Annotated in this window: 20 protein-coding genes and 1 riboswitch; of the genes, 10 read left to right on the forward strand and 10 right to left on the reverse strand. The window is 67.6% G+C overall.

Features of this window, described 5'->3' with window-relative positions; all coding sequences use genetic code 11:
* Positions 1-82: 82 nt before the first annotated feature.
* Positions 83-1,762 (reverse strand): dihydroxy-acid dehydratase, encoded by a 1,680-nt coding sequence (gene ilvD, locus NS6_RS01845; protein WP_068035576.1) that lies wholly within the window; start codon positions 1,760-1,762, stop codon positions 83-85.
* Positions 1,763-1,941: 179 nt separating this feature from the next.
* Between ilvD and NS6_RS01850 the strand changes: the two genes are divergently transcribed.
* Positions 1,942-2,829 carry an ATP-grasp domain-containing protein gene (locus NS6_RS01850; protein ID WP_068035578.1) on the forward strand — a complete coding sequence of 296 codons (888 nt, stop codon included), beginning with the start codon at positions 1,942-1,944 and terminating at the stop codon, positions 2,827-2,829.
* An 83-nt stretch (positions 2,830-2,912) separates the two neighbouring features.
* A complete protein-coding gene (gene sigJ / locus NS6_RS01855; protein ID WP_084470566.1) occupies positions 2,913-3,857 on the forward strand; it encodes an RNA polymerase sigma factor SigJ in 945 nt (314 codons plus the stop codon).
* 85 nt (positions 3,858-3,942) lie between these two features.
* Here sigJ and NS6_RS01860 read toward each other — a convergent pair whose 3' ends face one another.
* The 3 genes from NS6_RS01860 to NS6_RS01870 all read right to left on the reverse strand — a co-directional run bounded on the left by NS6_RS01860 (position 3,943) and on the right by NS6_RS01870 (position 6,418).
* Positions 3,943-4,875 carry a sigma-70 family RNA polymerase sigma factor gene (locus NS6_RS01860; protein WP_068036064.1) on the reverse strand — a complete coding sequence of 311 codons (933 nt, stop codon included), beginning with the start codon at positions 4,873-4,875 and terminating at the stop codon, positions 3,943-3,945.
* A gap of 10 nt (positions 4,876-4,885) precedes the next feature.
* The gene (locus NS6_RS01865; protein ID WP_068035580.1) at positions 4,886-6,076 is read right to left on the reverse strand and encodes an NAD(P)/FAD-dependent oxidoreductase; all 1,191 of its coding nucleotides are present in this window, start codon (positions 6,074-6,076) and stop codon (positions 4,886-4,888) included.
* Between the two features lie 111 nt (positions 6,077-6,187).
* Positions 6,188-6,418 carry a hypothetical protein gene (locus NS6_RS01870; protein WP_157112578.1) on the reverse strand — a complete coding sequence of 77 codons (231 nt, stop codon included), beginning with the start codon at positions 6,416-6,418 and terminating at the stop codon, positions 6,188-6,190.
* 17 nt (positions 6,419-6,435) lie between these two features.
* On the opposite strand from NS6_RS01870, the gene NS6_RS01875 reads away from it, so the two are divergent.
* From NS6_RS01875 to NS6_RS01885, 3 genes are all read left to right on the forward strand, one after another.
* A complete protein-coding gene (locus NS6_RS01875) occupies positions 6,436-7,092 on the forward strand; it encodes a hypothetical protein (RefSeq protein WP_068035584.1) in 657 nt (218 codons plus the stop codon).
* 212 nt (positions 7,093-7,304) lie between these two features.
* Positions 7,305-8,162, forward strand: a complete 858-nt coding sequence (gene vph / locus NS6_RS01880) for a viomycin phosphotransferase (protein ID WP_068036065.1) — start codon at positions 7,305-7,307, stop codon at positions 8,160-8,162.
* 130 nt (positions 8,163-8,292) lie between these two features.
* Positions 8,293-8,379, forward strand: a riboswitch (Fluoride riboswitch).
* 316 nt (positions 8,380-8,695) lie between these two features.
* The gene (locus tag NS6_RS01885) at positions 8,696-9,220 is read left to right on the forward strand and encodes a universal stress protein (protein WP_068035586.1); all 525 of its coding nucleotides are present in this window, start codon (positions 8,696-8,698) and stop codon (positions 9,218-9,220) included.
* 82 nt (positions 9,221-9,302) lie between these two features.
* Here NS6_RS01885 and NS6_RS01890 read toward each other — a convergent pair whose 3' ends face one another.
* From NS6_RS01890 to NS6_RS01900, 3 genes are all read right to left on the reverse strand, one after another.
* A complete protein-coding gene (locus NS6_RS01890; protein ID WP_168443383.1) occupies positions 9,303-10,187 on the reverse strand; it encodes a hypothetical protein in 885 nt (294 codons plus the stop codon).
* A gap of 114 nt (positions 10,188-10,301) precedes the next feature.
* Positions 10,302-11,138: a hypothetical protein gene (locus NS6_RS01895; RefSeq protein ID WP_068035590.1), complete on the reverse strand. Its 837-nt coding sequence runs from the start codon at positions 11,136-11,138 to the stop codon at positions 10,302-10,304.
* Positions 11,139-11,384: 246 nt separating this feature from the next.
* The gene (locus NS6_RS01900; protein ID WP_068035592.1) at positions 11,385-11,996 is read right to left on the reverse strand and encodes a TetR/AcrR family transcriptional regulator; all 612 of its coding nucleotides are present in this window, start codon (positions 11,994-11,996) and stop codon (positions 11,385-11,387) included.
* 17 nt (positions 11,997-12,013) lie between these two features.
* Between NS6_RS01900 and NS6_RS01905 the strand changes: the two genes are divergently transcribed.
* The 3 genes from NS6_RS01905 (at position 12,014) to NS6_RS01915 (ending at position 14,959) form a co-directional block, all read left to right on the forward strand.
* On the forward strand, positions 12,014-13,300 hold the full coding sequence (locus NS6_RS01905) for a cytochrome P450 (protein WP_157112580.1): 1,287 nt from the start codon (positions 12,014-12,016) through the stop codon (positions 13,298-13,300).
* A gap of 236 nt (positions 13,301-13,536) precedes the next feature.
* The gene (yczE, locus tag NS6_RS01910; protein ID WP_068035596.1) at positions 13,537-14,178 is read left to right on the forward strand and encodes a membrane protein YczE; all 642 of its coding nucleotides are present in this window, start codon (positions 13,537-13,539) and stop codon (positions 14,176-14,178) included.
* Positions 14,179-14,242: 64 nt separating this feature from the next.
* Positions 14,243-14,959, forward strand: coding sequence for an oxygen-binding di-iron domain-containing protein (locus NS6_RS01915; protein ID WP_068035598.1), 717 nt, complete (start codon positions 14,243-14,245; stop codon positions 14,957-14,959).
* A gap of 79 nt (positions 14,960-15,038) precedes the next feature.
* Here NS6_RS01915 and NS6_RS01920 read toward each other — a convergent pair whose 3' ends face one another.
* From NS6_RS01920 to NS6_RS01930, 3 genes are all read right to left on the reverse strand, one after another.
* Positions 15,039-15,683 carry an HhH-GDP family DNA glycosylase gene (locus NS6_RS01920; protein WP_068036067.1) on the reverse strand — a complete coding sequence of 215 codons (645 nt, stop codon included), beginning with the start codon at positions 15,681-15,683 and terminating at the stop codon, positions 15,039-15,041.
* Positions 15,684-15,785: 102 nt separating this feature from the next.
* A complete protein-coding gene (locus NS6_RS01925) occupies positions 15,786-16,748 on the reverse strand; it encodes an acyl-ACP desaturase (protein ID WP_068035600.1) in 963 nt (320 codons plus the stop codon).
* A 588-nt stretch (positions 16,749-17,336) separates the two neighbouring features.
* Positions 17,337-18,209, reverse strand: coding sequence for an IclR family transcriptional regulator (locus NS6_RS01930; RefSeq protein WP_068036069.1), 873 nt, complete (start codon positions 18,207-18,209; stop codon positions 17,337-17,339).
* A 229-nt stretch (positions 18,210-18,438) separates the two neighbouring features.
* On the opposite strand from NS6_RS01930, the gene NS6_RS01935 reads away from it, so the two are divergent.
* Positions 18,439-19,344 (forward strand): TIGR03619 family F420-dependent LLM class oxidoreductase, encoded by a 906-nt coding sequence (locus NS6_RS01935; protein WP_068035602.1) that lies wholly within the window; start codon positions 18,439-18,441, stop codon positions 19,342-19,344.
* A gap of 89 nt (positions 19,345-19,433) precedes the next feature.
* Entirely contained in the window at positions 19,434-21,101 is a 1,668-nt protein-coding gene (gene casG, locus NS6_RS01940) for a steroid-24-oyl-CoA synthetase (protein WP_068035604.1), read from the forward strand.
* The last annotated feature ends 75 nt before the right edge of the window (positions 21,102-21,176 follow it).

The following is a 21,176-nucleotide window of genomic DNA, read 5'->3' on the forward strand; positions in this document are numbered from 1 at the left end:
GCCCGGTAGCGGCGTAGCAGTCGCCGTCGGTGGGCAGTCACCGGTCCCGACCGGGCGGATACCAGCGCGACAGGGTCCCGGCTCAGTCGCAGACCGCCCCGTGCGACGCCGAACCGACCAGGCGTACATACTTCGCGAGCACTCCGCGGGAGTAGCGGCCGGGCAGCGGCACCCAGCCGTCGCGGCGGCGGGTGAGTTCGCCGGGTTCGACCAATAGGTCGAGGGTGCCTGCCCCGACATCGAGGCGAATGCGGTCACCGTCGCGGACGAAGGCGACGGGCCCCGCGTCCACCGCTTCCGGCGCCACATGCCCGACACAGAGGCCGGTGGTGCCGCCGGAGAACCGTCCGTCGGTCAGCAGCAGCACATCCTTGCCCAGCCCGGCCCCCTTGATGGCACCGGTGATCGCGAGCATCTCGCGCATACCCGGGCCGCCCTTGGGACCCTCGTAGCGGATGACGACCACATCGCCCGCCGTGATCGTCCCGTCCGCGAGAGCGTCCATAGCGGCTCGTTCCCGATCGAAAACCCGAGCGGTGCCCTCGAAGACATCCGAGTCGAACCCGGCCGATTTCACCACGGCACCGCCGGGTGCCAGCGAACCGTGCAGGATGGTGATTCCGCCGGTCGGGTGGATCGGGGACGACAGTGCGCGCACCACCTTCCCGTCCGGGTCCGGCGGCGCGATCTCGGCGAGGTTCTCCGCGACGGTGCGGCCTGTCACGGTCAGGCAGTCGCCGTGCAGCAGGCCGGCGTCCAGCAGGGTTTTCATCAGTACCGGTACGCCGCCCACCCGGTCGATATCGGTCATCACGTGCCGGCCGAACGGTTTGACATCGGCCAGATGCGGGACCTGCCGGCCGACCCGGGCGAAATCGTCCAGGTTCAACGCAACCCCGGCCTCGTGCGCAATCGCCAGCAGATGCAGAACCGCGTTGGTGGAACCCCCGAACGCCATCACCACCGCGATGGCGTTTTCGAACGCCTCTTTCGTGAGGATGTCGGCGGTGGTGATCCCGCGACGGATCAGTTCGATCACCGCCGACCCGCTGCGGCGGGCGTAACCGTCGCGGCGGCGGTCCGTCGCCGGCGGCGCCGCGCTCCCGGGCAGCGACATCCCGAGTGCCTCGGCCGCGCTGGCCATCGTGTTGGCCGTGTACATCCCCCCGCATGCGCCCTCACCAGGGCAGATGGCGCGCTCGATCGCGTCCACGTCCGCCCGGCTCATCAACCCGCGCGCGCACGCGCCCACGGCCTCGAACGCGTCGATGATGGTTACCTCGCGTTCACTGCCGTCGGACAGTTTCGCGATACCCGGCAGAATGGACCCCGCGTAGAGGAACACACTGGCCAGGTTCAGCCGGGCCGCCGCCATCAACATGCCGGGCAGCGATTTATCGCAACCTGCCAGCAGCACCGAGCCGTCGAGTCGTTCGGCCTGCATCACGGTCTCCACGCTGTCGGCGATGACCTCGCGGGAAACCAGGGAGAAATGCATCCCCTCGTGCCCCATCGAGATACCGTCGGAGACCGAGATGGTGCCGAACTGCATGGGGAACCCGCCGGCTTCGAACACGCCGTCCTTACAGCCGCCGGCCAGCCGGTCCAGCGACAGGTTGCACGGTGTGATCTCGTTCCACGAGGAGGCGACACCGATCTGCGGTTTCACCCAGTCGTCGTCGCCCATTCCGACCGCGCGCAACATCCCGCGCGCGGCGGTTTTCTCCAGGCCGTCGGTCACATCGCGGCTGCGGGGTTTCATATCGGGGGTAGCGGGATTTACGGAATCACGGGACACGAGGCCATCGTCCCCTTCTCGTGGCGAGATTTCCGGGTCCCACGCCGGTCGGACATACTCCTGCACCGACACCGCAGACGTCGCCTGGCCGACTCGGCGAAAACCGGTTGGCCGGCCGACGCCGACGGGCGACGATATCGTCCATGATCCTGCTCGTCCCCGCCGACTCCCTCCGTCCCCGCCGCGTCGACGACCATTTCGCCGCCGAGGCCGAGGCTGCGCGTGCCCTCGGGATCGACGTGGCGCTGGTCGATCACGACCGGCTCGCCCGGCGGGGCGGTGCCGAAGAGGCAGTGCGGCGAGTACACGCCGAAGGGGTTGCGGTATACCGCGGCTGGATGGTGCGCAGCGAACGGTACGCCGAATTCGCCGGTGCGCTGCGGCGCCGGAATATCGTCTTGTGCACCACGCCGGAGCAGTACCGGCGGGCGCACGAAATGCCCGGCTGGTACGCCGAACTCAGCGCCCTCACACCGCGGTCGGTATGGACAATCGGCACCGCGCGGCCCGAGTTCGACCGGGCACTGCAACGGCTGGGTGCGGGCCCCGCCGTATTGCGCGATTATTCGAAGTCGATGAAGCACTACTGGAACGACGCCGCGTTCATCCCGGAGACCGGTGACGGCGCGGCCGCCTGGCGGGTTGCCAACCGGTTCCGGGAATTGCGTGGTGCGGACTTGACCGGCGGTTTCGTTCTGCGCACTTACGAACCGTTCGTATCCGCCGAGATACGGACCTGGTGGATCGGTGGCCGCTGCCACCTCATCGGCCCTCATCCCGACAGTCCGCAGGACACGCCTCCCCCGGACTTCGATGCCGCCGTCGCACAACAGCCGATCCGCGATCTGGGGCTGCCCTTCGTCACGGCAGATTTCGCCCTGCGCGCCGGGGGCACCTGGCGCCTGATCGAACTCGGTGACGGTCAGGTCAGCGACCGGCCGCGCACGATCCCGCCGGAAACACTCGTGGAGGCCTTGCGCGACGGGTTCGCCCCGGTATCGCCCGCAGGCGCTGCGTCCGTTGATCAGTGACCCGCCACGTTCCGGAATTGCGGGCCGCCGACGGGCACGGGGTTGGCTGGACTGTGCCCACGGACATGGTCGACCATGTAGTGATGTCACTCAGTTCGCACGAGGCCGACCTCTTCCAAGGGTTACGGGGACGGTTCGAGGCGATCGCCTACCGGCTGCTGGGGTCGGCCGTGGATGCCGAGGACGCGGTGCAGGAGACCTTCCTGCGCTGGCATGCGGCAGAGCGCGAACGGATCGAAACACCCGAGGCGTGGCTGACGAAGGTGCTCACCAACCTCTGCCTCAACCAGCTGACCTCGGCGCGGGCCAGGCGGGAAACCTATGTGGGGCAGTGGCTTCCGGAACCAGTTCTGTCCGGTGACCCGATACTCGGCCCCGCCGATACCGTCGAACAACGCGAATCGGTGTCCCTCGCGATACTCACCCTGCTGGAACGGCTGTCGCCGAAGGAGCGCGCGGTGTATGTGCTGCGTGCGGCATTCGGGTATCGACATCGGGAGATCGCGGAAATTCTCGAGATCAGCGAGGCGAACTGCCAGCAGATCTACCGGCGCGCCAAACAGCATGTGACCACTGAGAGCTCCCGCGCTCCGGTCGACGCGGCCGCCGCGCAGGGAATCGTCCGGGAATTCCTGACCGCGGCGCTCAGTGGCGATACCGAACCTCTGATCCGGTTACTCACCGGCGATGCGGTCAGCATCGCCGACGGCGGCGGCCGGGTCCCGGCCCGTCGGGGCCCGGTTCTCGGCGGCTTCGCGATCGCCCGCTACCTGGGCAGCCTGTTTCGGCCGACCGATGCCAAACGGGCCTTCCTCGGCGGCGAAGTGTCCTTCTACAGCGTCACTGTCAATGGGGGTCCGGCCCTGCTGGCCGAGGTCGGCGGACAGGTCCTGGGTGTCTTCTGCCTCGACCCGGTGCCCGGCGGCATCCAGGCCGTCCGGATCCAGGTCAACCCGGACAAGCTGGGCCGGATCCGGCGACGGTGGGCGGCGACGGCACCACATCACCCCTTCCCTGTGGAGTGGTGATCCGGCGATCGGGTTCACGGATACGGAAGGACCTGCCCGCCACGCCGGTGCAGCACCGACATCGACGCAATCGCGAATCGGCCACTCACCAGGATTCGATCAGTGGTTCCGGATGTTCGGCGCGCCGCCACTGCGCGCTGAGGCGTTCCAATCTGCGCGCGCCCATACCGCAGACGGTGGCGATCTTGCCGTCGCGGATCTCCAGGACCACCACGCCCACCACCCGGTCCGCAGTCGCGGCGATCATCGCCGGTGCGCCATTGACCACCCCGGCGTGGATGGACAGCGAACCACCGACCAGCCGGCGTTTGGCCGCTGTCGGCTTGAAGCCCCCGCGCAGAGTGGTCGCGATCCGGCGGGGCGTCGTCAAGACCTGGAGCTTCGCGGCGAGCCCTGCGCCGTCGGAGATCGCGGTCGCGTCATCGGTCAGCAGGGCGACCAGCGGCTCGGTGCGCCCCGACGAGGCGGCGGCGACGAAGGCCTCCACGATCCGGCGGGCGGACGCCCGGTCGCCGGCACCGCCGTTTCGCCCGGCGGCGATCCGCTGCCGCGCCCGGTGCGTATGCTGCTGGCTGGCCGATTCGGAGATGTCCAGAATCTCGCCGATCTCGGCGTGACTGTAGGAAAACGCTTCGCGCAGAACGTAGACGGCGCGTTCGACCGGCGACAGCTGCTCCAACAGCCGCAGCACCGCCAGGGTGACCGATTCGCGTTGTTCGACGGTATCGGCCGGACCGAGCATGGGGTCGCCGTCCAGCAGCGGTTCGGGTAGCCAGTTGCCGGCCGCGCGTTCGTGCCGGGCGCGTGCCGAGCGCAACCGGTCCAGCGACAGGTTGGTCACCACTTTGGTGAGCCATGCCTCGGGGATCTCGATCCGGTCGCGGTCGGCGGCCTGCCAGCGCAGGAACGCGTCCTGGACGACGTCCTCGGCGTCGGCGGCCGAACCGAGCAGCCGGTACGCCAGCGAGGCCAGCCGGGACCGGCCGGCCTCGAAGCGTTCCACGGTGGCGGTATCCACGCTCGCCACTCTAGGCCGCGACCTCCTCGTTGCGCTGCCGCGGCACGTCCGCGAGATGATGCTTGCGGGTGGGCCGGCCGTAGGTCGGATGGCGCATACTCCACGGCCCGGCGTTCAGAATGGCGGCCTTGACCCGCGCGGCGGGGCGGCCTCTCAGGGCCCAGGTCTTCGACCGCTCCGCAGCGTCGACGAGCTGGAAGATCCCGTCTTTGCGGCCGAGGCTGATGTGGTTGCCCACATAGGACAGCGAGGTCTCGGGCGCCTCGCGGCCGGTGAGGTCGCCGACGATCGCGGCCACCGCCTGCATGGCGGTGAATCCCGCCGATGCGCAGGACATCGGCAGCGGACGGCCGTTGTCGCGGATGGCGAACGCGCTGTCGCCGGCAGCATAGACATCCGGATGCGATACCGACCGCATCATCCGGTCCACCCGGATCCGCCCGTTCTCCTCGACCGTGAGCCCGCTGGCAGCGGCCACCGGGTGCACGGCGAAACCGGCCGCCCAGACGGTGGCGTCCGCGGGCAGGACGGTGCCGTCGGCGGCAACAGCATAGGACTGCTCGACCCGTTCGACAGTGGTGTGTTCGTGGACGGTGATCCCGAACCGGTCGAAAGCCCGGAACAGATGACTCCGGGCCGAGGGGCCGAGCCAGCCACCCAGTTCACCGGTCGTCGCGAGGGTGACCCGAAGACCGGGCCGGGATTCGGCGAGTTCGGGAGCGGCCTCGATCGCGGTGAGATTGCCGCCGACAACAAGCACCGTCCCGTTACCGTCGAGGTCGTCCAGATGCTGCCGCAGCCGCAGCGCCGACGGTCGACCGGCCACGTGGAATGCGTACTCGGCGACACCCGGCACATCGTGCTGGGCAGCGGTGCTGCCGAGCGTGTAGAGAAGGGTGTCGTATTCGAGCCGGTCGGTGCCGGCGGCGCCGGTCACGGTGACGGTCCGCCGTTCGGCATCGACCGCTTCCACCCTCGCCACCAGCAGCCCGATGCCGGTACCCGCGAACAGTTCCGTCAGCTCGTGCCGGCGCAGTTCCTGGCCCGCGGCGAGCTGATGCATGCGCATCCGTTCGACGAAATCCGGTTCGGCATTGACGACGGTGATCTCGACCTCGTCGCGATGCAGCCGCCGTGCGAGCAGTCCGGCGGCGTAGGCGCCGGCGTATCCGGCCCCCAGGACCATGATGCGGTGCTTCATAACGGTGCTCCTGTCCGGTTCGCGTGAACCTCTCGTTCGCGTGCCCTCTGAACGGGGCAGCGGCGGGATTTCTGACAGAAACCGGATGTGATCTGGATCACTGCATATTTGTCAGCGCCGCAGCACTCGCCGCACCCAGGCCCGCAGCCGCACTCGCCGCGACTCCGGCTCGCCCGCCTCGACCACTTCCCCGGCCACCGCCTGCGCAAACCGCGTGTGCAACTGTTCGCGAACCTGATCCGGCGTGTAGGAGCGGCGCCGCCGCTCCGCACGCACCACCACCACACCGGTGGCCACCACACCGGCCGCACCTGCCAAACCCAGCAGCTTCCACCACCTCATACGCATAGGCTACGTGTATGGCGGGTGCGGATATCGATCTCGACCGGGCTGTCGAGATCACCAGAACGGGCGATATCTGGTTGTTCCGTGGACATTCCACGGCCGACCGGGTGATCAGAATGACTACCAACAGCCCCGTCAACCATGTCGGGATGGCGGTGGTGATCGACGATCTACCGGCCCTGATCTGGCATGCCGAACTCGGCCGCTCACTCACCGATATGTGGTCGGGCACCACCCATCGCGGAGCCCAACTGCACAACCTGCGCGACGCAGTGATGGTGTGGGCCAACCGTTACGACCAGCAGGCCTGGCTGCGCCAGCTCGATCCCCCGGCCACCCGCGCGATGGAAGACGGTGTGCTGCGCACGGTCGCCCGGCTCGACGGCACCCCCTTCCCCTCGACCGCGGCCCTCGCCGGTCGCTGGTTCCGCGGCCGAATCCAGTTGCCCCGCCGCCGGTCCCGTCGACCCGATGCACGCGAAGTCGAAAACGCGTACTGCGCGGAAATCGTGGCTGCCACCTATCAGGCAATGGGCCTGCTACCGGAGGACCGCAGCCCCGACTGGTACGACCCGGGCCGATTCTGGAGTGGCGACCATCTACACCTCACCGGTGGGCATACACTCGGTGGCGAGGTCGCGGTGGGCGTACCGGCCGAAACGACGAGCTGACCGGCCCGGCCCGCCAACGCTGCGGTCAGCACGCAGCCCAGCAGACTCACTGCGGCGATCCGATCGTCGACGCCGCACCGACTCCCTCACCGCCGATCCAGATCCACCACGGGCCGGCGATACCCGAACGAATATGCGAGTTGGTCGAGATTCGCGTCCTCAAACGTATGGAGATGAACAAGACGGTGGCGAGAGCAGATGGTGTCGTGGAAATGGCGATCGGACGGCATCGAGTTCTGTTGAGCCGGTTGCTGCCGGATGCCGAACCGGGGGATATCGCGGTCCGCGAGGGACAGTTCCATCTGGTGGTGATCGGCACGGACCGTGTTGTGTGTCTGCCTCGCACCGAGGCTGCGGCGGCCCGGCTGCCGCGGCGAGCGGCTGTTCTGCGTGTCCTCGCCGGATTCGACCTGGGTTTCCGAGTGCCGGTTCCGCGGGAGGAAGGCGGCGGTGACGGTATCGGTGAGCAGCCGTTCCTGGTGTTGAGTCGTGTTCCCGGAGCTCCGTTGACCGCTGAGGTGCTCGATGATCCGCGGGTGGCCGAGGTGGTCGCAAACCAGTACGTCGGTCTGCTGGCCGGGCTGGCCCGAGCCGGTGCCGACGCCGGAGTGCGCGCGACCCTGCCGGCTCCGGAAGACCGGTGGCAGCGGTTCGCGGCGGAGGTCCGCGCCGAGCTGTTCGGGCTGATGTCTGCCGGTGGGCGTCGGCGGGCCGAACAGGAACTCGGCGCAGTCGAAGGCCTTCCCGACCTCACGGCCGCGGTAGTGCATGGTGACCTCGGGCCCGAGAACGTGTTGTGGGAGAGCGTCGACGGGCTCCCGCGCCTGAGCGGGGTGGTCGACTGGGACGAGGTCGGTCTCGGTGACCCCGCCGAAGACCTGGCCGCCCTCGGCGCCGGCTACGGCAATTCCCTGTTGCGGCGCATACTCACACTCGGTGGCTGGGCAGATCACGAAACGACCGCCCGCATCGCCGCGATCGCCGCAACCTTCGCCCTGCAACAGGCCCTCGCCGCCCACCACGACGGTGACGAAGAGGAATTGGCGGATGGTCTGACGGTTTACCGCTGAATCGGGGTCGGTCGCGACTCGACGGACCGGGAGCCGGGAAGCGCTGTTCAGTCTTGTGGGCCATGGTGGCAGGGGCCGGCTCCACCATGTGGCCGTGGATGGCGCCCGGTTATGCTGTGGGTGGGGTTATGCTGTGGGTGGCGATGGATCTCCGCCGAGACACCCCCGGGATGGCTGAACCGCCTCATAGTCCGGGGCTGATGGTTCCTTCCCGGGGCATACACGCGCCTCGGCGGTCGCGCTGGTCGGGGTCGGTGGGCTGCTCGGGGCTCCGCTGCGGTTCCAGCTCGGCGGGTGGTTTGCGCAGTCGGCCGGTGGGTGCCGGTCATGACGTTCGCGATCAATACCGCCGGTGCGTTTCTGCTGGGCTGGCTACGGGAAAGGCTGACGAGCTCGGACCCGGCACCGGCCGGCGGCAGCGCAGCCGCCTGATGCTCGGGTCGGGATTCCTCGGCGCCTTCGGCAGCCTGCTCATCACACTCGCTGCCGCCGGCGCCGGAATGGCCATAACCGGAATATGAGGAGCTGAAACGATGACCGACCCGCACCCCCGGACACCGGCTCACACGGACTGGCGGGCCCCGCGCCGCATCGACGGACCGACCTCGCCGGGTGCGGCGCGCTGTCATCTGGTGGTCGGGTTCGACCGCACTCCGGCCAGTCACGCCGCCCTGACCTACGCCCTCGACCTCGCCGGCCGGATCGGCGCCTTCTTGCACGTCGCGCATATCGTCGACACCGACGACCTGCCGGTCGACCCCGACGCCGCGGACTGGGAACAATCGGTGGCCGCCGCGGTAGAACAGGAACGCCGGGAAGCGTGGGCGCTGCTCGAGAACGCAGCGGTCCCCTGGGCTTACTACAGCCGCCCGGGCCGCCCCTCGCAGCTGCTGGCCGGACTCGCCGACACCCACGAGGCGGAGATGATCATCATCGGCGCCTCCCGCGGCGGGCTGGTTTCGCTGCTCGAGCGTCTGCTGGGCGAATCGGTCTCCACCAGCCTGGTCCACCACGCCCACCGCCCCGTCCTGTTGGTACCGGCGCCCGGCGGGGCGTGAGGTTTTCCCAGGAGCGTTACGGAGACCCGGATCGACCGATCTCCCGCGAGGGCAGCTAGCGCCGCGGCCCGCAGCACGATGGCTATTTCCGCTTCAGTCCGTCCAGAGTCTGCCGGGCCTGGTTTCGGGCGATCACACCGAGCTCGTCCGGGTTGGTCAGGGGCTCGCCGTGCTGGCGCAGGATGGGGATTCGTACTCGCAGCGAGACATTGTCGTCCTGCACACCCACGATGTAGTCCAGTCCAGTGGTGTCGGTGGAGTCCGCCGTCTCGGTGTGCCAGTACCCCTGGGAGCCGATTCCGGTGACCTCGCCGGAACTGGATTCGGGGCCGGTGGTGTCCTCCTGTTTCCACTGGTCATAGGCAGGCGCGGATCCCGCGGCAGTGAACTCGACCTGGAGGTCGATGGCCGCTTGATTCCAGTGGACGCCGTCGGCCGACTGGCTCTTGTAGGTGAATTGGCACGACAGACTGCCGGGGCCGTCATCGCTCGGTGGAGTTTCGTGATGGTAGGGCGCCCGGTCCGATGTGGACGACCATTGGTGTAGCGGGGTGGGGTCGACCAGGTCGCACGCATTGGCGATCCCCTTCATCGAATACATTCCCGGTGCCGCTTCCGGGAGGGGGACAGTCGTCGGGGCACCGGACGGCCTAGCCGGCGCGCTGGAGGACGCCGCGACAGCGGTGGGCCGTTGTTCGCTGCCGCCACCGGCGATGAGGACACCGATCACCACACCCGCGGCAAGCGTTACCACAAGCCCGATAACACCGGCAACGATCATCCCCGACTTACCGCGACCGGCCGGCGAAGACATGAACTGCGGTGGCGGCGGCAGGTACCCCTGCCCGGGACTGCCGTATCCGGGGACAGGGTGTGTCTCGCCGCCGTTCGAAAAGTGTGGTTGCCGCCCAGCGGGATCGGCGTTTCCCGCGAGCGAATGGCCGGGTCCCTGTCGAGGGTCTGTCATCGCTTGCGGCCCTTCGATTCTTCGACGTGCTTGCCGCCGAACTTCCATGCGGCGCCGATCCTACTGTGCCGTTCGCCGCGTAGTCCCTGAAAATTCTTCACCGGGCTGGTCGATCTAGTTTTGCCGCAGTCCGTCCAGCACCTTGCGGGCCTGGGATCTGGCGACCGAATCGAGTTCGTCGCGACCCACCGCGGGGGACTCCTTCTCACGGGAGAGTCCGATCTGCACCTGCACTGCGGCACCGCCGTCCAATACGCACACCCCGTATTCGGCGTCGACGATGCCGCCGAAGTTGTCGGCTTCGAACTGCCAGTAGCCCCGGGTGCCGATTCCGGTGAACTCACCGGAGGTAACCTCGGAACCCTGGTCGGCGAGTTCGGCAGCCGTGCGCCTGCAATGGTCGTACTTTCGGGCGGCCGAACCTTCCGTGACGTCGGCCCACACCCTCATCATCGCGGTGTTCATGGGAAATTCGTCACCGGTCGAATTGTCGTAGAAGACACTGCACTGCAGGTTTCCGGACTTGCCGGACGCCGTAATCTGCTCATGTACAGGATCGGGACGCGGCGTGGACGCCCACCTGGTCAACGGCGTGGGATCGACCAGATCGCACGCATCGGTTACCGCCTCCATCGAGTAGATCGCCGGTTCCGGGCTCGCGATGGGGGCACTGTCACCCTTCCGGCCGCCGAGGAGCACACCGGCCACAACGCCGATCACCAGCACCAGTACCGCCGCCCCGACAGCACCGGCGACGATCAGGCCCGACGTGCCACGTCCGGTCTGCTGCGGATATGCCGGTGGCAGAGGCTGCTGAAGGTGCTGGTGCGCTGGACCGCCCTGCCGATAACCGAAATGGGCCGCATCCGCCGGCCGATGTTGTTGCCACTCGAGGCAATTGGTTTCTCCCGTCTCCGGCTGATCACCAGATCCGTGCGGCAAACCGGTCATGCCTGTAAACCCCTCCGGTCTCGGACGGGCCTCCCCCGACCAGCAATAGACTCCGGCCTGCATTCTAGTTGCTCGCTGAACCCAACCGGACGAGCGGCACCGCGCCTACAGTCCACCTGAGAGCACCCCCGGCATACTCGACGAGGCCGTACGGACCTGGCCCACCGGCTCGCCGCGGCTGCCGACAGCCACCCGGTTCCTCTCGAGAATCGGCGGAATGGCAGTGAACGCAGCGGCAATCAGAAGCTACGGCCGGGTCACCACCCCGAACACAGTCTGCAGGTGGGTATCGAGTACGGCCAGTGCGTCTTCTGGCGGTTGGTGCCCCAGAGCGGCCCGGACTCCGAGTCCTTCCACGAGCGCGAGCAACGCGGCCGACGTGGGCCCGGGGTCGAGGTGGGCGGGTACATCACCGGCAGTTTGCGCACGGCTGATGAGATTTGCGACGTAGTCGGCGAGTTGGGTGTCATCCTCGCCGAGTTTCACTGCGACGGAAGGATTTCGCGCGGTGTAGGCATAGAAGGCAAGTGCGACCCTACCTTCGATTCGGCGTGCTTCGTCGAACGGAAGTTGCTGAACGAGCAGGGCGCGGACAAAGGCATCCGGCGCCGGCGCCGGGCCGAGGGCAGCCACCTCACCGGTGAGCCGGGCCCGGGTGCGCTCGCCGACCGCAGCCAATGCGAAAACCACCATTTCGTCCTTCGTGCGGAAATAGTGCTGCACCATCCCGGTCGACACTCCTGCCTCGGCGGCCACGTGGCGCAGGCTCACTGCTTCCACGCCCCGGCCGGCGGCCACCCGTAACAGTGCATCGGCAATGCGGGTGCGGCGTTCATGGTGGTCGACCTGCTTCGGCATTACTCGATGTTTTCACATTGCAGTCGTATTGGACAGCAGCCTCCACACGCCTTTACAATACGACTGCAATGTTAAAAACTTCCGCCTACCGGCGGAACAACCAAAGGCGTCATATGAGCTCGACACGACCTCTCCCGTTCGATCGTCCCGAGCCGCTGAAGCCACCGCCGGCCTATGCCGAGTTGCGCGCCCGCGAGCCGGTGGCGGCGGTGACCACCCCCGCCGGGAAACCGGCCTGGCTGGTGACTTCGTACGACGGAGTCGCCACAGTGTTGAGCGACCCGCGCTTCGGGGTCGTCGCGCCGGGTGCGAAAACCACCGGCGGTGCCACACTGCTGCAGGACGGCGAACCACACCAGCGACTTCGCCGACTGGTCGGCGCAGCGTTCACCACCCGCCGGATCGAGGCGCTGCGGTCATCCGCGCAGCAGCTGGCCGACGAGCAGATCATCGCGCTGACCGCCTCGGGCAAGCCCGCCGACCTCGTGGCAGGGTTCGCCGCGCCGCTGTCCATCGCGGTGATCGCCGATCTACTCGGCGTCGAGATCACGGAACGGGGCCGGTTTCGCGAACTCGCCGACGCAGCAAGCAGAGCCGACTTCCTCGCCGATGGCGGGGCCCAGACCGCAGAGCATGCTTGGACGCGCTTCGCCGACTACGTCGGCGAGCTGATCGCCACCAAACGTGCACAACTGGGCGACGACCTGCTCAGCGCACTCATCGAGGCCGGCGACGGCAACGACGGGCCGCTCGACGACTACGAACTGACCACTCTCACCCTGACCATCCTCGCTTCCGGCTACCTGACCGCCACCAACGCCATCTCGGTCGGCGTGACACAGTTGATTGCCGAAGGCCGCCTGGCCACGCTCGCAACCTGTGGGACGAGTGAGTTCGACGCCGTCGTCGAAGAGATCGTGCGATTGCAGATCGGCCAGATCGGTGAGGCATTCCCGCGCTGGGCTCACACGGATATCGAACTGGCCGGAACTCGGATCCGGGCCGGTGACATGGTGCTCGCGCGGCTCGGGGCCGCCAATCGCGACCCCGACCGCTTCGCCGAACCCGACAGATTCGATCCACACCGGGTGACGGCGCAAAAGCGGACAGGCCGCCACATGGCGTTCGGTCGCGGCCCGCACCATTGCCTCGGCGCCGCCCTGGCCCGGCTCGAAATCGGCATCGCCTTACGGACGCTGGCCCGGCGCCTTCCAAGCATCGGGTTGCACGGCGATATCCACGACATCCAATGGATTCACAGCCACGCCGACGCGGGCCCGATTGCCGTACACGTCACGTGGTGAACGCACAGAGACCTCACCGCCGGCCGGAACTGCATCAGCTGTCGCCGTGACGAGTTGCCGCTCGGCGATACCGCCGCTGCCGGCGCGAACGGTTCGGGCTCCACGTACCGGGGCCGGGGCCGCGACCACCGGCCGGTCGACGACCACATCGAGACCGCAGCGGCCTCTCCGCAAAAGGGCCAGTACTACGTACGTGGACCTGTACCAGCAGTCCGGTTGCCCGGCATGCTCGTCGCATGATCCGACGTCTCGTGGCGCTGTTCGCCGGTCTCTGGTTGTACGGGTTCTCGATGGCTGTGATGATCCGTGCCGCAGTGGGTTTGGACCCTTGGGATGTTTTCCATCAGGGCGTGACGCAGCATGTTCCGATGAGTTTCGGGACGGTCACCATCGTGACCGGTGCCGTTGTCCTGCTGGCCTGGATACCGCTGCGGCAGCGGCCCGGGTTCGGCACGCTGAGCAATGTCGTAATGGTCGGGGTATCGGTCGATATGGGGCTGTGGTTGCTGCCGGAGTGGGAGTCACTTCCCGTGCGTGTGGGAGCAATGATGCTCGCGGTGGTTCTCAACGCGCTGGCCAGTGTGTTGTACATCGGTGCGGGGCTCGGGCCCGGCCCCCGTGACGGGCTGATGACCGGTTTGGTGCGCCGGACCGGTTTGTCGGTGCGCCTGGTCCGGACGACGATCGAGGTATCGGTGCTGGGCACCGGATGGCTGCTCGGGGGCGGGGTCGGCCTCGGCACCGCGGTCTACGCGGTCGCGATCGGGCCACTGATCCAGGCGATGATTCCGCTGGTGAACGGGTGGTTGCCGGGTTTCACCCCGTCCGGCCGAGAGCCGGTCACACCTTCTGCCGAAGCTGCTCCGGGAGTAAACTGACCATTCGTTGTTCGACCGCGCTGGGTGCTGCGACCGGGGGACCGAAACGACCAGGACCTCTCCTATGGAAACCCGAACCGACGAAATCGCTGACGGTATCTACCGGTTCTCCACCTACGTCCCCGAGGTGGGGCCCACCGGGTTCACATACAATCAATTCTTCGTCGACGCCGACGAACCACTCTTGTTCCACACCGGTATGCGAGCCTTGTTCCCCGCCGTGTCAGCGGCCGTTGCGCGGATCAGGCCCGTCGAGCAGTTGCGCTGGATCACCTTCGGTCATGTGGAGGCCGACGAATGCGGGGCGATGAACCTCTTCCTCGAAGCCGCCCCGAACGCCGAGGTCGCGCACGGTGAGGTCGGCTGCCTGGTCTCGATCGACGATCTGGCCGACCGCCCACCACGGCGACTGGCCGATGGCGAGGTGATCGATCTGGGCGGGCGCCGGATCCGGCATCTCGACACCCCGCATGCACCGCACAACTGGGAAGCGCGGGTCCTGTACGAGGAGACCACCGGTGTGCTGTTCTGCGGCGATCTGATGACCCAGCTCGGCAACGGCCCGGCGCTCACCGAAGCCGATGTCGTCGGTCCCGCGAAGATCGCCGAGGACCTGTTCCATGCGACCTCGATCGGCCCCGCCGTCCCCGTGGCGCTGAATCGGCTCGCGGAGCTGCAGCCCACGACACTGGCCGTGATGCACGGGTCCGGTTACACCGGGGACTGCGAGCGGGCGCTGCGTGACCTCGCCACCTTCTATGACGAAAGGATTCCGCACTGACAGTCGCGGCGCTTCGGCTCGCGCGGGTCCGGCCCGGGGATATGAAACGAGTAGTGGCTCAACACCCAGACCACGACCGTCAGTGGGTGGCCGAGCGCACCTCCGCGGCGAGGTCGTCGTCGACGGCCACCCGGACGAGCGCGGCGGCGAACTCGGCGGCCTCGTGGTCCGGCGCGAGGCGGGCCAGTTTGCCGGGGTCGGCGGGTAGGTCGATCCGCTGCGCACCGTGCACCGCGCGGCGATCGAAATGCGGGCGGACCCACGGCCATACGTTCTGGACTTCGCGCAGGAAGATATCGCCGCCGGTCGGGCCGATTCCTTTGAACTGCTGGATGAGTTCGGCGGCGCGGTCCGGGTCGTGATCGGCTTCGTCGGCTAGTTTGCGCAGGTCACCGCCATATTTTTCGAGAACGGTCGCGGCGATTTCACCGAGCTGGGAGGCGGTGCGTTCGTCGTAGCGGCGGTAGTGCCCGCGTCCCAGCGCGTCGACCAGTTCCTGCCACTGCGCGTCGGCCACTTCGCGGGCAGTCCGGTAGCCGCTGTGGACGAGTTCGGCCGTCGCGGCGGTCGCGATATCGGCGGAGATCCGAGCGCTGAGCAGTTCGGACATCATCAACAGCTGGAACAGCGGCGCCGGTTTGTCATCGAGCTTGATTCCCGCTTCGGCGGCATAGGTGCTACCGGCTCGGTCGAGTAGTGCGTGCACAACATCTCGCTGACTCATCGGGCCTCCTTTCCCGGCGCGTATACCCGCAACCCACCGGCCCACACCTGCACCGGCCTCGCGCACCGTTCCCACATACCGGGGGAACGGCGCGGGGCCTGCTCAGCTCACCGTGGCGGCGACCTTTTCCGCCTTGGCGGCTTCCCGGGCGAGCATCCGTGCGCGCTGCTCCTCGAACCGCTGCACATCCTTGCCCAGCTTCTCGAGGTATTCGCACAGCTCCTCACGACTGCGTTCGCCGCGCGCGGTGAAATCGGTGCGGTCGAAAACGTTCCAGATCCGCAGGACCGGCAGCAGGACGTCGTCGAGGTGCTGGCGCAGATCGTAGATTCCGTGTTTGACCATCAGCACACCGTTACGGCGCCAATTGGGCATACCGCGGCCTGGCATGGCGAAATCCTTGATGATCTTCGTGACCGATTCCATCGCCTGGTCGGGCGCGAGGTCGAACGCCGCCCCCGCCAGGTTGCGGTAGAAGATCATATGCAGGTTCTCGTCGGTGGCGATCCGCTTGAGCATGCGGTCGGCGATGGGGTCCTCGCATACCTTGCCGGTGCACCGGTGGCTGATGCGGGTCGCCAGTTCCTGGAAGGTCACATAGGCGACCTGGTCGAGCATGCCCATGAAGTACTCCGGCGCGTGCACACCGCGAGTCATGTGCACCATCCGGTCGTTCTCCAGCGCGACGGGGTCCACGCCCCGGGTGACGACCAGGTAGTCACGCATGGCGATACCGTGCCGGTTCTCCTCGGCGGTCCACCGGCCCACCCAGGTACCCCAGGCGCCGTCGCTGGAGAAATGTTCGCTGATCGTGCGGTGATAGGAGGGCAGATTGTCCTCGGTCAGCAGATTGGTGATCATTGCGACCTTGGCGACCTCCGACAGCCGCGACTGTTCCGGATCCCAGTCGACACCACCCATCGCGGCGAAATTGCGGCCCTCGTCCCACGGCACGTAATCGTGCGGGTTCCAGTCCTTGGCCGTGGCCAAGTGGCGATCCAGATTCTCGGCCACCACCGGTTCCAGCTCGACCAGCAATTCGTGCTGCGTGATATCGCGTCCCATGCAGATCCTCTCGGCTCGTCCTCGGAAACGATCCGAGATCGGCGCCGGCCGGGTCCATGACCGATACGGCACTCGACGATCTCGGATCGGGTCGAACACACTCTCCCGCCCGGAGTTATCTCTCCACACTCCGCGCAGGTCATGCTCACAGCTACCCAGCGGTGCAGACGATACCCGCTGCTGGGCAGAACGATCACCTGGTCGAGGCAACACCGGACAGGTTGTCCGGATACCCGGCGGCACCGGCAATCGATCACCGACAGGGTAGCAATGCCGGGGTGCGTGCCGGCGGTGGCCGAAATCTTCACGCTGATCGGGTAATTCATCGGCGGAGGGGCCGCGCGGGGTGGTCACGGGCCCGGGTCCGCCGGGGGCCGTTCCGGCGACATCACAACCTGGACCGGAAACGGCCGGGCTCCCGATTTCCCAGACGTGGGGCCGAAGATCCGAATGCGCGAGTTGTACCGTGGCCGGCAGGCGGCAGGTACGTCACCGCTTGCCTTACCTGCGGACGCAGCCGAGCAGCGCGATTACTGCGTGGATGCGTGCCGGTGGGCGGATCGTTGCCGATTGCCCCGGGGCGCGCTGTCAGCCGGCACGGGCGGCGACGAGAGGGGCCGTCGTTTCCGGCGGGCCCGCCGGAATTCGTGCGTTACTCCGGGGACGGCGCCGATCCGAGTGTTCGGGGTACAGCGTCCGCGATATCGTGCGGGCGGCGTCGGCGACAAGGGGAGCAACACGGTCGAGTGGGGCCGAGCGGGTGTCGCCGCACAGCGAGATACCGGCCACCGGGCCGTCGTATCCGCGGATCGCCACCCCGACACAGGACACTCCGGGCGCGGATTCGCCGTGTTCGAAGGCGAGCCCGCTGCGCCGCCGGATCCGGTTGAGTTCCTGGTGGAGCGCTGGGAGATCGCCGACCGTGCGATCGGTACAGCCGCGCAGGCGAGGGCTGTACAGGCCGTCGACGTTTTCCGGGGACAGCCCGGCCAATAGCGCTTTCCCACCGGCGGTCGCGTAGGCGGGCGCCCGGCCGCCCACCCGTGAGGGGACGCAGGTGGCGAATCGGCCGCCGACCTTGTCCAGATACACGCTGTCCCCGCCTTCGAGCACGGTCAGGTGCACGACCAGACCGGTCTGCAGATGCAATTGGTGCAGCAGCGGCGCGGCGGCCGCGCGGATTTCGCTGCGCCCGCCGTCGCCACCGGCCAATCCCAGTGCGCGGCGGCCCAGGCGGTAGCCGGACGCGGTGTGCTCGATCCAGTCCAGGCCCACCAACTGGTGCAGGATGCGGTGCACGGTGGAACGGGGCAGGCCCGCATAGTCGGCAACGTCCTCCAAGGACAGGCGCGCGGCGCGGCCTTCGAACGCATCGAGTATCACGGTCATCCGCTCGACCATCGATTGCGGCAGCTCCCGCGCCGCGTCCCGGGGGGTGGATACCAAGTCCGTGACGGTCATCACTTCCTCCAACAGCACTGTTCAGAGGCCTTTCACAGGCAAAAACTGAAATTCATTCTTGTTTCAGAGTAGCACCCGAATGCTGCCTGTCCGTCAGAACGAACGAGATGGCCGACACGGCGCCGGGATACCACCCACCGGGACGGCCGGCGCTACGCGCCTCGCGAGCGCGGTAGAACGGACACCGACCCACTCGAGCCGGCACACCAATAGCGGAGAATTCGCCAGGATGCATATCGGAATCTCGTCGCCTGTAGTCATCGCCCATCCCTCGATGTGCGCGGACTGGGAACGGGACGCCGGAATCGCCGAACTCGCCCGGATCGCCGAGACCGCGGACCGGCTGGGCTTCCACCACCTCACTTGCAGTGAGCACATCGCCATCCCGGTCGATATCGCCGCCGAACGTGGTGGCACCTACTGGGATCCACTGGCCACCTTCGGCTTCCTCGCAGCCCGTACCAGCGCTATCCGGCTGGCCACTCAGGTCTTGGTGCTGGGCTATCACCATCCGCTCGAGATCGCCAAGCGGTACGGCACGCTCGACCTGGTCAGCGGCGGCCGATTGATCCTGGGTCTCGGTGTCGGCACCCTGCGCGAGGAGTTCGAGCTGCTCGGCGCCGAGTTCGCGGAACGCGGCGCCCGCGCCGACGATGCGCTCGCCGCGCTGCGCGCCGCCCTGTCCGGGGACCGGCCCGAATACCACGGCCGGTACTACGACTTCGACAATATGCTCGTCCGACCGAACGCGGTGCAGCCCCGGGTCCCGCTGTGGATCGGCGGCCGGACCCGGCGCTCATTGCGGCGGGCGATCGAATCCGGCGACGGCTGGGTCCCGTTCGGGCTTCCCCTCACCGAGCTGAAGGCCATGCTCGACTCCGTCGAACTCCCCACCGGATTCGAACTGGTACTCAGCGCCGGAGAACGACTGGACCCGATCGGCGCCCCGGACCACACGGTGCACGCCCTGGTCCGGCTCCGCACCGCCGGCACGACCATCGCGAGCGTCGGGCTCACCGCCACCGGCGCCGCCGACTACTGCGACCAGCTCGTCGCCCTCCGCACCCTTGCCGCCGGGGTGGGCTGCACATTCGACGACCGGCCAGGACTGCCACCACCGGACACACCTGCGTAGTCTCGCTGAGTGGTACAGGTCACCGACCGCGCGGTCGGGCCGTGGCATGTTGCTGTCGGACAGGCACCGTGGAGAGAAGGGCGGCCACTATGGCGACACCGGCAACCGATATGCAATCGCGGATCGCAGACATCATCGGCCGGTTGACCGGCCCCGGTGGCCGGTTCGAGATCGCGGCCGAGGACGTCCTCGGCGCCCGGATCCCGGTGATTCGCCATCGCGGCCGGAGGGTGGGTGATCTGCTGACCGCCTCGCGGGTGTGGGGCGATCGCGACTATCTGGTCACCACGGACCGCCGGATCTCGTTCGCCGAGCACCTCGACACGGTGGCGGCACTGGCGGTGGCATTGCGCGACCGGTACGGCGTTCACAAGGGTAACCGGGTGGCGATCCTGGCCGCCAACAGCCCCGAATGGGTGATGGCGTTCTGGGCCACCCAGAGCCTGGGCGCCATCACCGTCGGCATGAACAGCTGGTGGGTGGCGCGCGAGATCGACTACGGGTTACAGCACTCCCGCCCCTCGGTGCTGATCGTGGACGAGAAACGCGCCCGGCTGCTGGACGAACTCGACACCACCGGAATCACCGTACTCACCACGGAAAACGATCTGCCACGCCTGGTCACCGAATACTCCGGTGCCGAACTCCCGCAGCCCGAGGTCGACGAAGACGATCCGTCGGTCATCCTCTACACCAGCGGCACCAGCGGGCGCCCCAAGGGCGCCCTGCATTCGCAGCGCAATCTACTGGCCGTCGTGGACTACTTCCGCTTCGGCGACGCGTTCGCCGCCGAAATGTCCGGCCACAACTACGACGACTCCCAGCCGGTCCCGCTCCGATGCCTGCTGACCTCACCCCTTTTCCATATCGCGAGTTTGCACAATCTGGTCGTACCCCGGCTGGCCACGGGCAGCGCACTGGTGCTGAATCAGGGCGCCTTCGATATCGAGACCGTGCTCCGGCTCATCGAACGGGAACGGATCACCAATTGGGGTGCCGTGCCCACCATGGCCGGACGGCTCCTCGAATACGACGGCGCCGAGAACTTCGACCTGTCCTCGCTCACCGCATTCGCCTTGGCCTCGGCTCCGTCGTCGATCGCGTTCAAGGACCGCCTCCGGGAGCGATTCCCCTTCGCCCGCGACGCACTGGTCGACAGCTACGGGCTGACCGAATGCAGTACCGCCATCGCGGTCGCCACCCCCGCAGACCTGAACCGCTCCCCCGGCACACTCGGCCGGCCGATCCTCACGGTGAACCTCGAGATCCGCGATCCCGAGGGCGTGCAGGTTCCGGACGGCACCGAAGGTGAGGTGTGTGTCCGCAGCCCCTTCGTCATGCTCGGCTACTGGGACGACGAGGCCGCCACGGCCGCCGCCATCACCCCGGACCGATGGCTGCGCACCGGCGACTACGGCATCGTCGAGGGCGGCGAGCTCCGGTTGACCGGCCGCCGCTCCGATCTCATCCTGCGCGGCGGGGAGAACGTCTACCCCACCGAAATCGAACAATGCCTCGACGAGCACCCCGATATCGCCGAATGCGCTGTCCTGGGCATACCCCATAGCGACCTCGGACAGGAAGTGGCAGCGGTGGTGGTGGTCGCCCCGGACTCCACAGTCACCGAGGAGCAGCTCACCGAATTCGCGCGGGAGCGGCTGTCGTATTTCAAGGTGCCGACCCACTGGCGGATCACGACGGAATCGTTGCCGCGTAACGCCACCGGCAAACTCGCCCGCCGCGCGATCAGCTTCTGAACCAGACCGTTCGCCGGCGCGACGGTCCCGGTCGAACTGGACTCCACTGTCTCCAAGAATTGTATTCTGATTCAT

The sequence above is a fragment of the Nocardia speluncae NBRC 108251 genome, assembly GCF_001613245.1.
Lineage (GTDB): Bacteria > Actinomycetota > Actinomycetes > Mycobacteriales > Mycobacteriaceae > Nocardia > Nocardia speluncae.

What these genes read in the sequence shown, in the direction of transcription:
- ilvD (WP_068035576.1), bottom strand. Translation starts at nt 1,762, where the DNA reads ATGAAACCCCGCAGCCGCGATGTGACCGACGGCCTGGAGAAAACCGCC.
- NS6_RS01915 (WP_068035598.1), top strand. Translation starts at nt 14,243, where the DNA reads ATGGAAACCCGAACCGACGAAATCGCTGACGGTATCTACCGGTTCTCC.
- casG (WP_068035604.1), top strand. Translation starts at nt 19,434, where the DNA reads ATGGCGACACCGGCAACCGATATGCAATCGCGGATCGCAGACATCATC.
- NS6_RS01850 (WP_068035578.1), top strand. Translation starts at nt 1,942, where the DNA reads ATGATCCTGCTCGTCCCCGCCGACTCCCTCCGTCCCCGCCGCGTCGAC.
- NS6_RS01935 (WP_068035602.1), top strand. Translation starts at nt 18,439, where the DNA reads ATGCATATCGGAATCTCGTCGCCTGTAGTCATCGCCCATCCCTCGATG.
- NS6_RS01870 (WP_157112578.1), bottom strand. Translation starts at nt 6,418, where the DNA reads ATGAGGTGGTGGAAGCTGCTGGGTTTGGCAGGTGCGGCCGGTGTGGTG.
- NS6_RS01885 (WP_068035586.1), top strand. Translation starts at nt 8,696, where the DNA reads ATGACCGACCCGCACCCCCGGACACCGGCTCACACGGACTGGCGGGCC.
- NS6_RS01890 (WP_168443383.1), bottom strand. Translation starts at nt 10,187, where the DNA reads ATGACAGACCCTCGACAGGGACCCGGCCATTCGCTCGCGGGAAACGCC.
- NS6_RS01925 (WP_068035600.1), bottom strand. Translation starts at nt 16,748, where the DNA reads ATGGGACGCGATATCACGCAGCACGAATTGCTGGTCGAGCTGGAACCG.
- NS6_RS01875 (WP_068035584.1), top strand. Translation starts at nt 6,436, where the DNA reads ATGGCGGGTGCGGATATCGATCTCGACCGGGCTGTCGAGATCACCAGA.
- yczE (WP_068035596.1), top strand. Translation starts at nt 13,537, where the DNA reads ATGATCCGACGTCTCGTGGCGCTGTTCGCCGGTCTCTGGTTGTACGGG.
- NS6_RS01895 (WP_068035590.1), bottom strand. Translation starts at nt 11,138, where the DNA reads ATGACCGGTTTGCCGCACGGATCTGGTGATCAGCCGGAGACGGGAGAA.
- vph (WP_068036065.1), top strand. Translation starts at nt 7,305, where the DNA reads ATGGCGATCGGACGGCATCGAGTTCTGTTGAGCCGGTTGCTGCCGGAT.
- sigJ (WP_084470566.1), top strand. Translation starts at nt 2,913, where the DNA reads ATGTCACTCAGTTCGCACGAGGCCGACCTCTTCCAAGGGTTACGGGGA.
- NS6_RS01900 (WP_068035592.1), bottom strand. Translation starts at nt 11,996, where the DNA reads ATGCCGAAGCAGGTCGACCACCATGAACGCCGCACCCGCATTGCCGAT.
- NS6_RS01865 (WP_068035580.1), bottom strand. Translation starts at nt 6,076, where the DNA reads ATGAAGCACCGCATCATGGTCCTGGGGGCCGGATACGCCGGCGCCTAC.
- NS6_RS01920 (WP_068036067.1), bottom strand. Translation starts at nt 15,683, where the DNA reads ATGAGTCAGCGAGATGTTGTGCACGCACTACTCGACCGAGCCGGTAGC.
- NS6_RS01930 (WP_068036069.1), bottom strand. Translation starts at nt 18,209, where the DNA reads ATGACCGTCACGGACTTGGTATCCACCCCCCGGGACGCGGCGCGGGAG.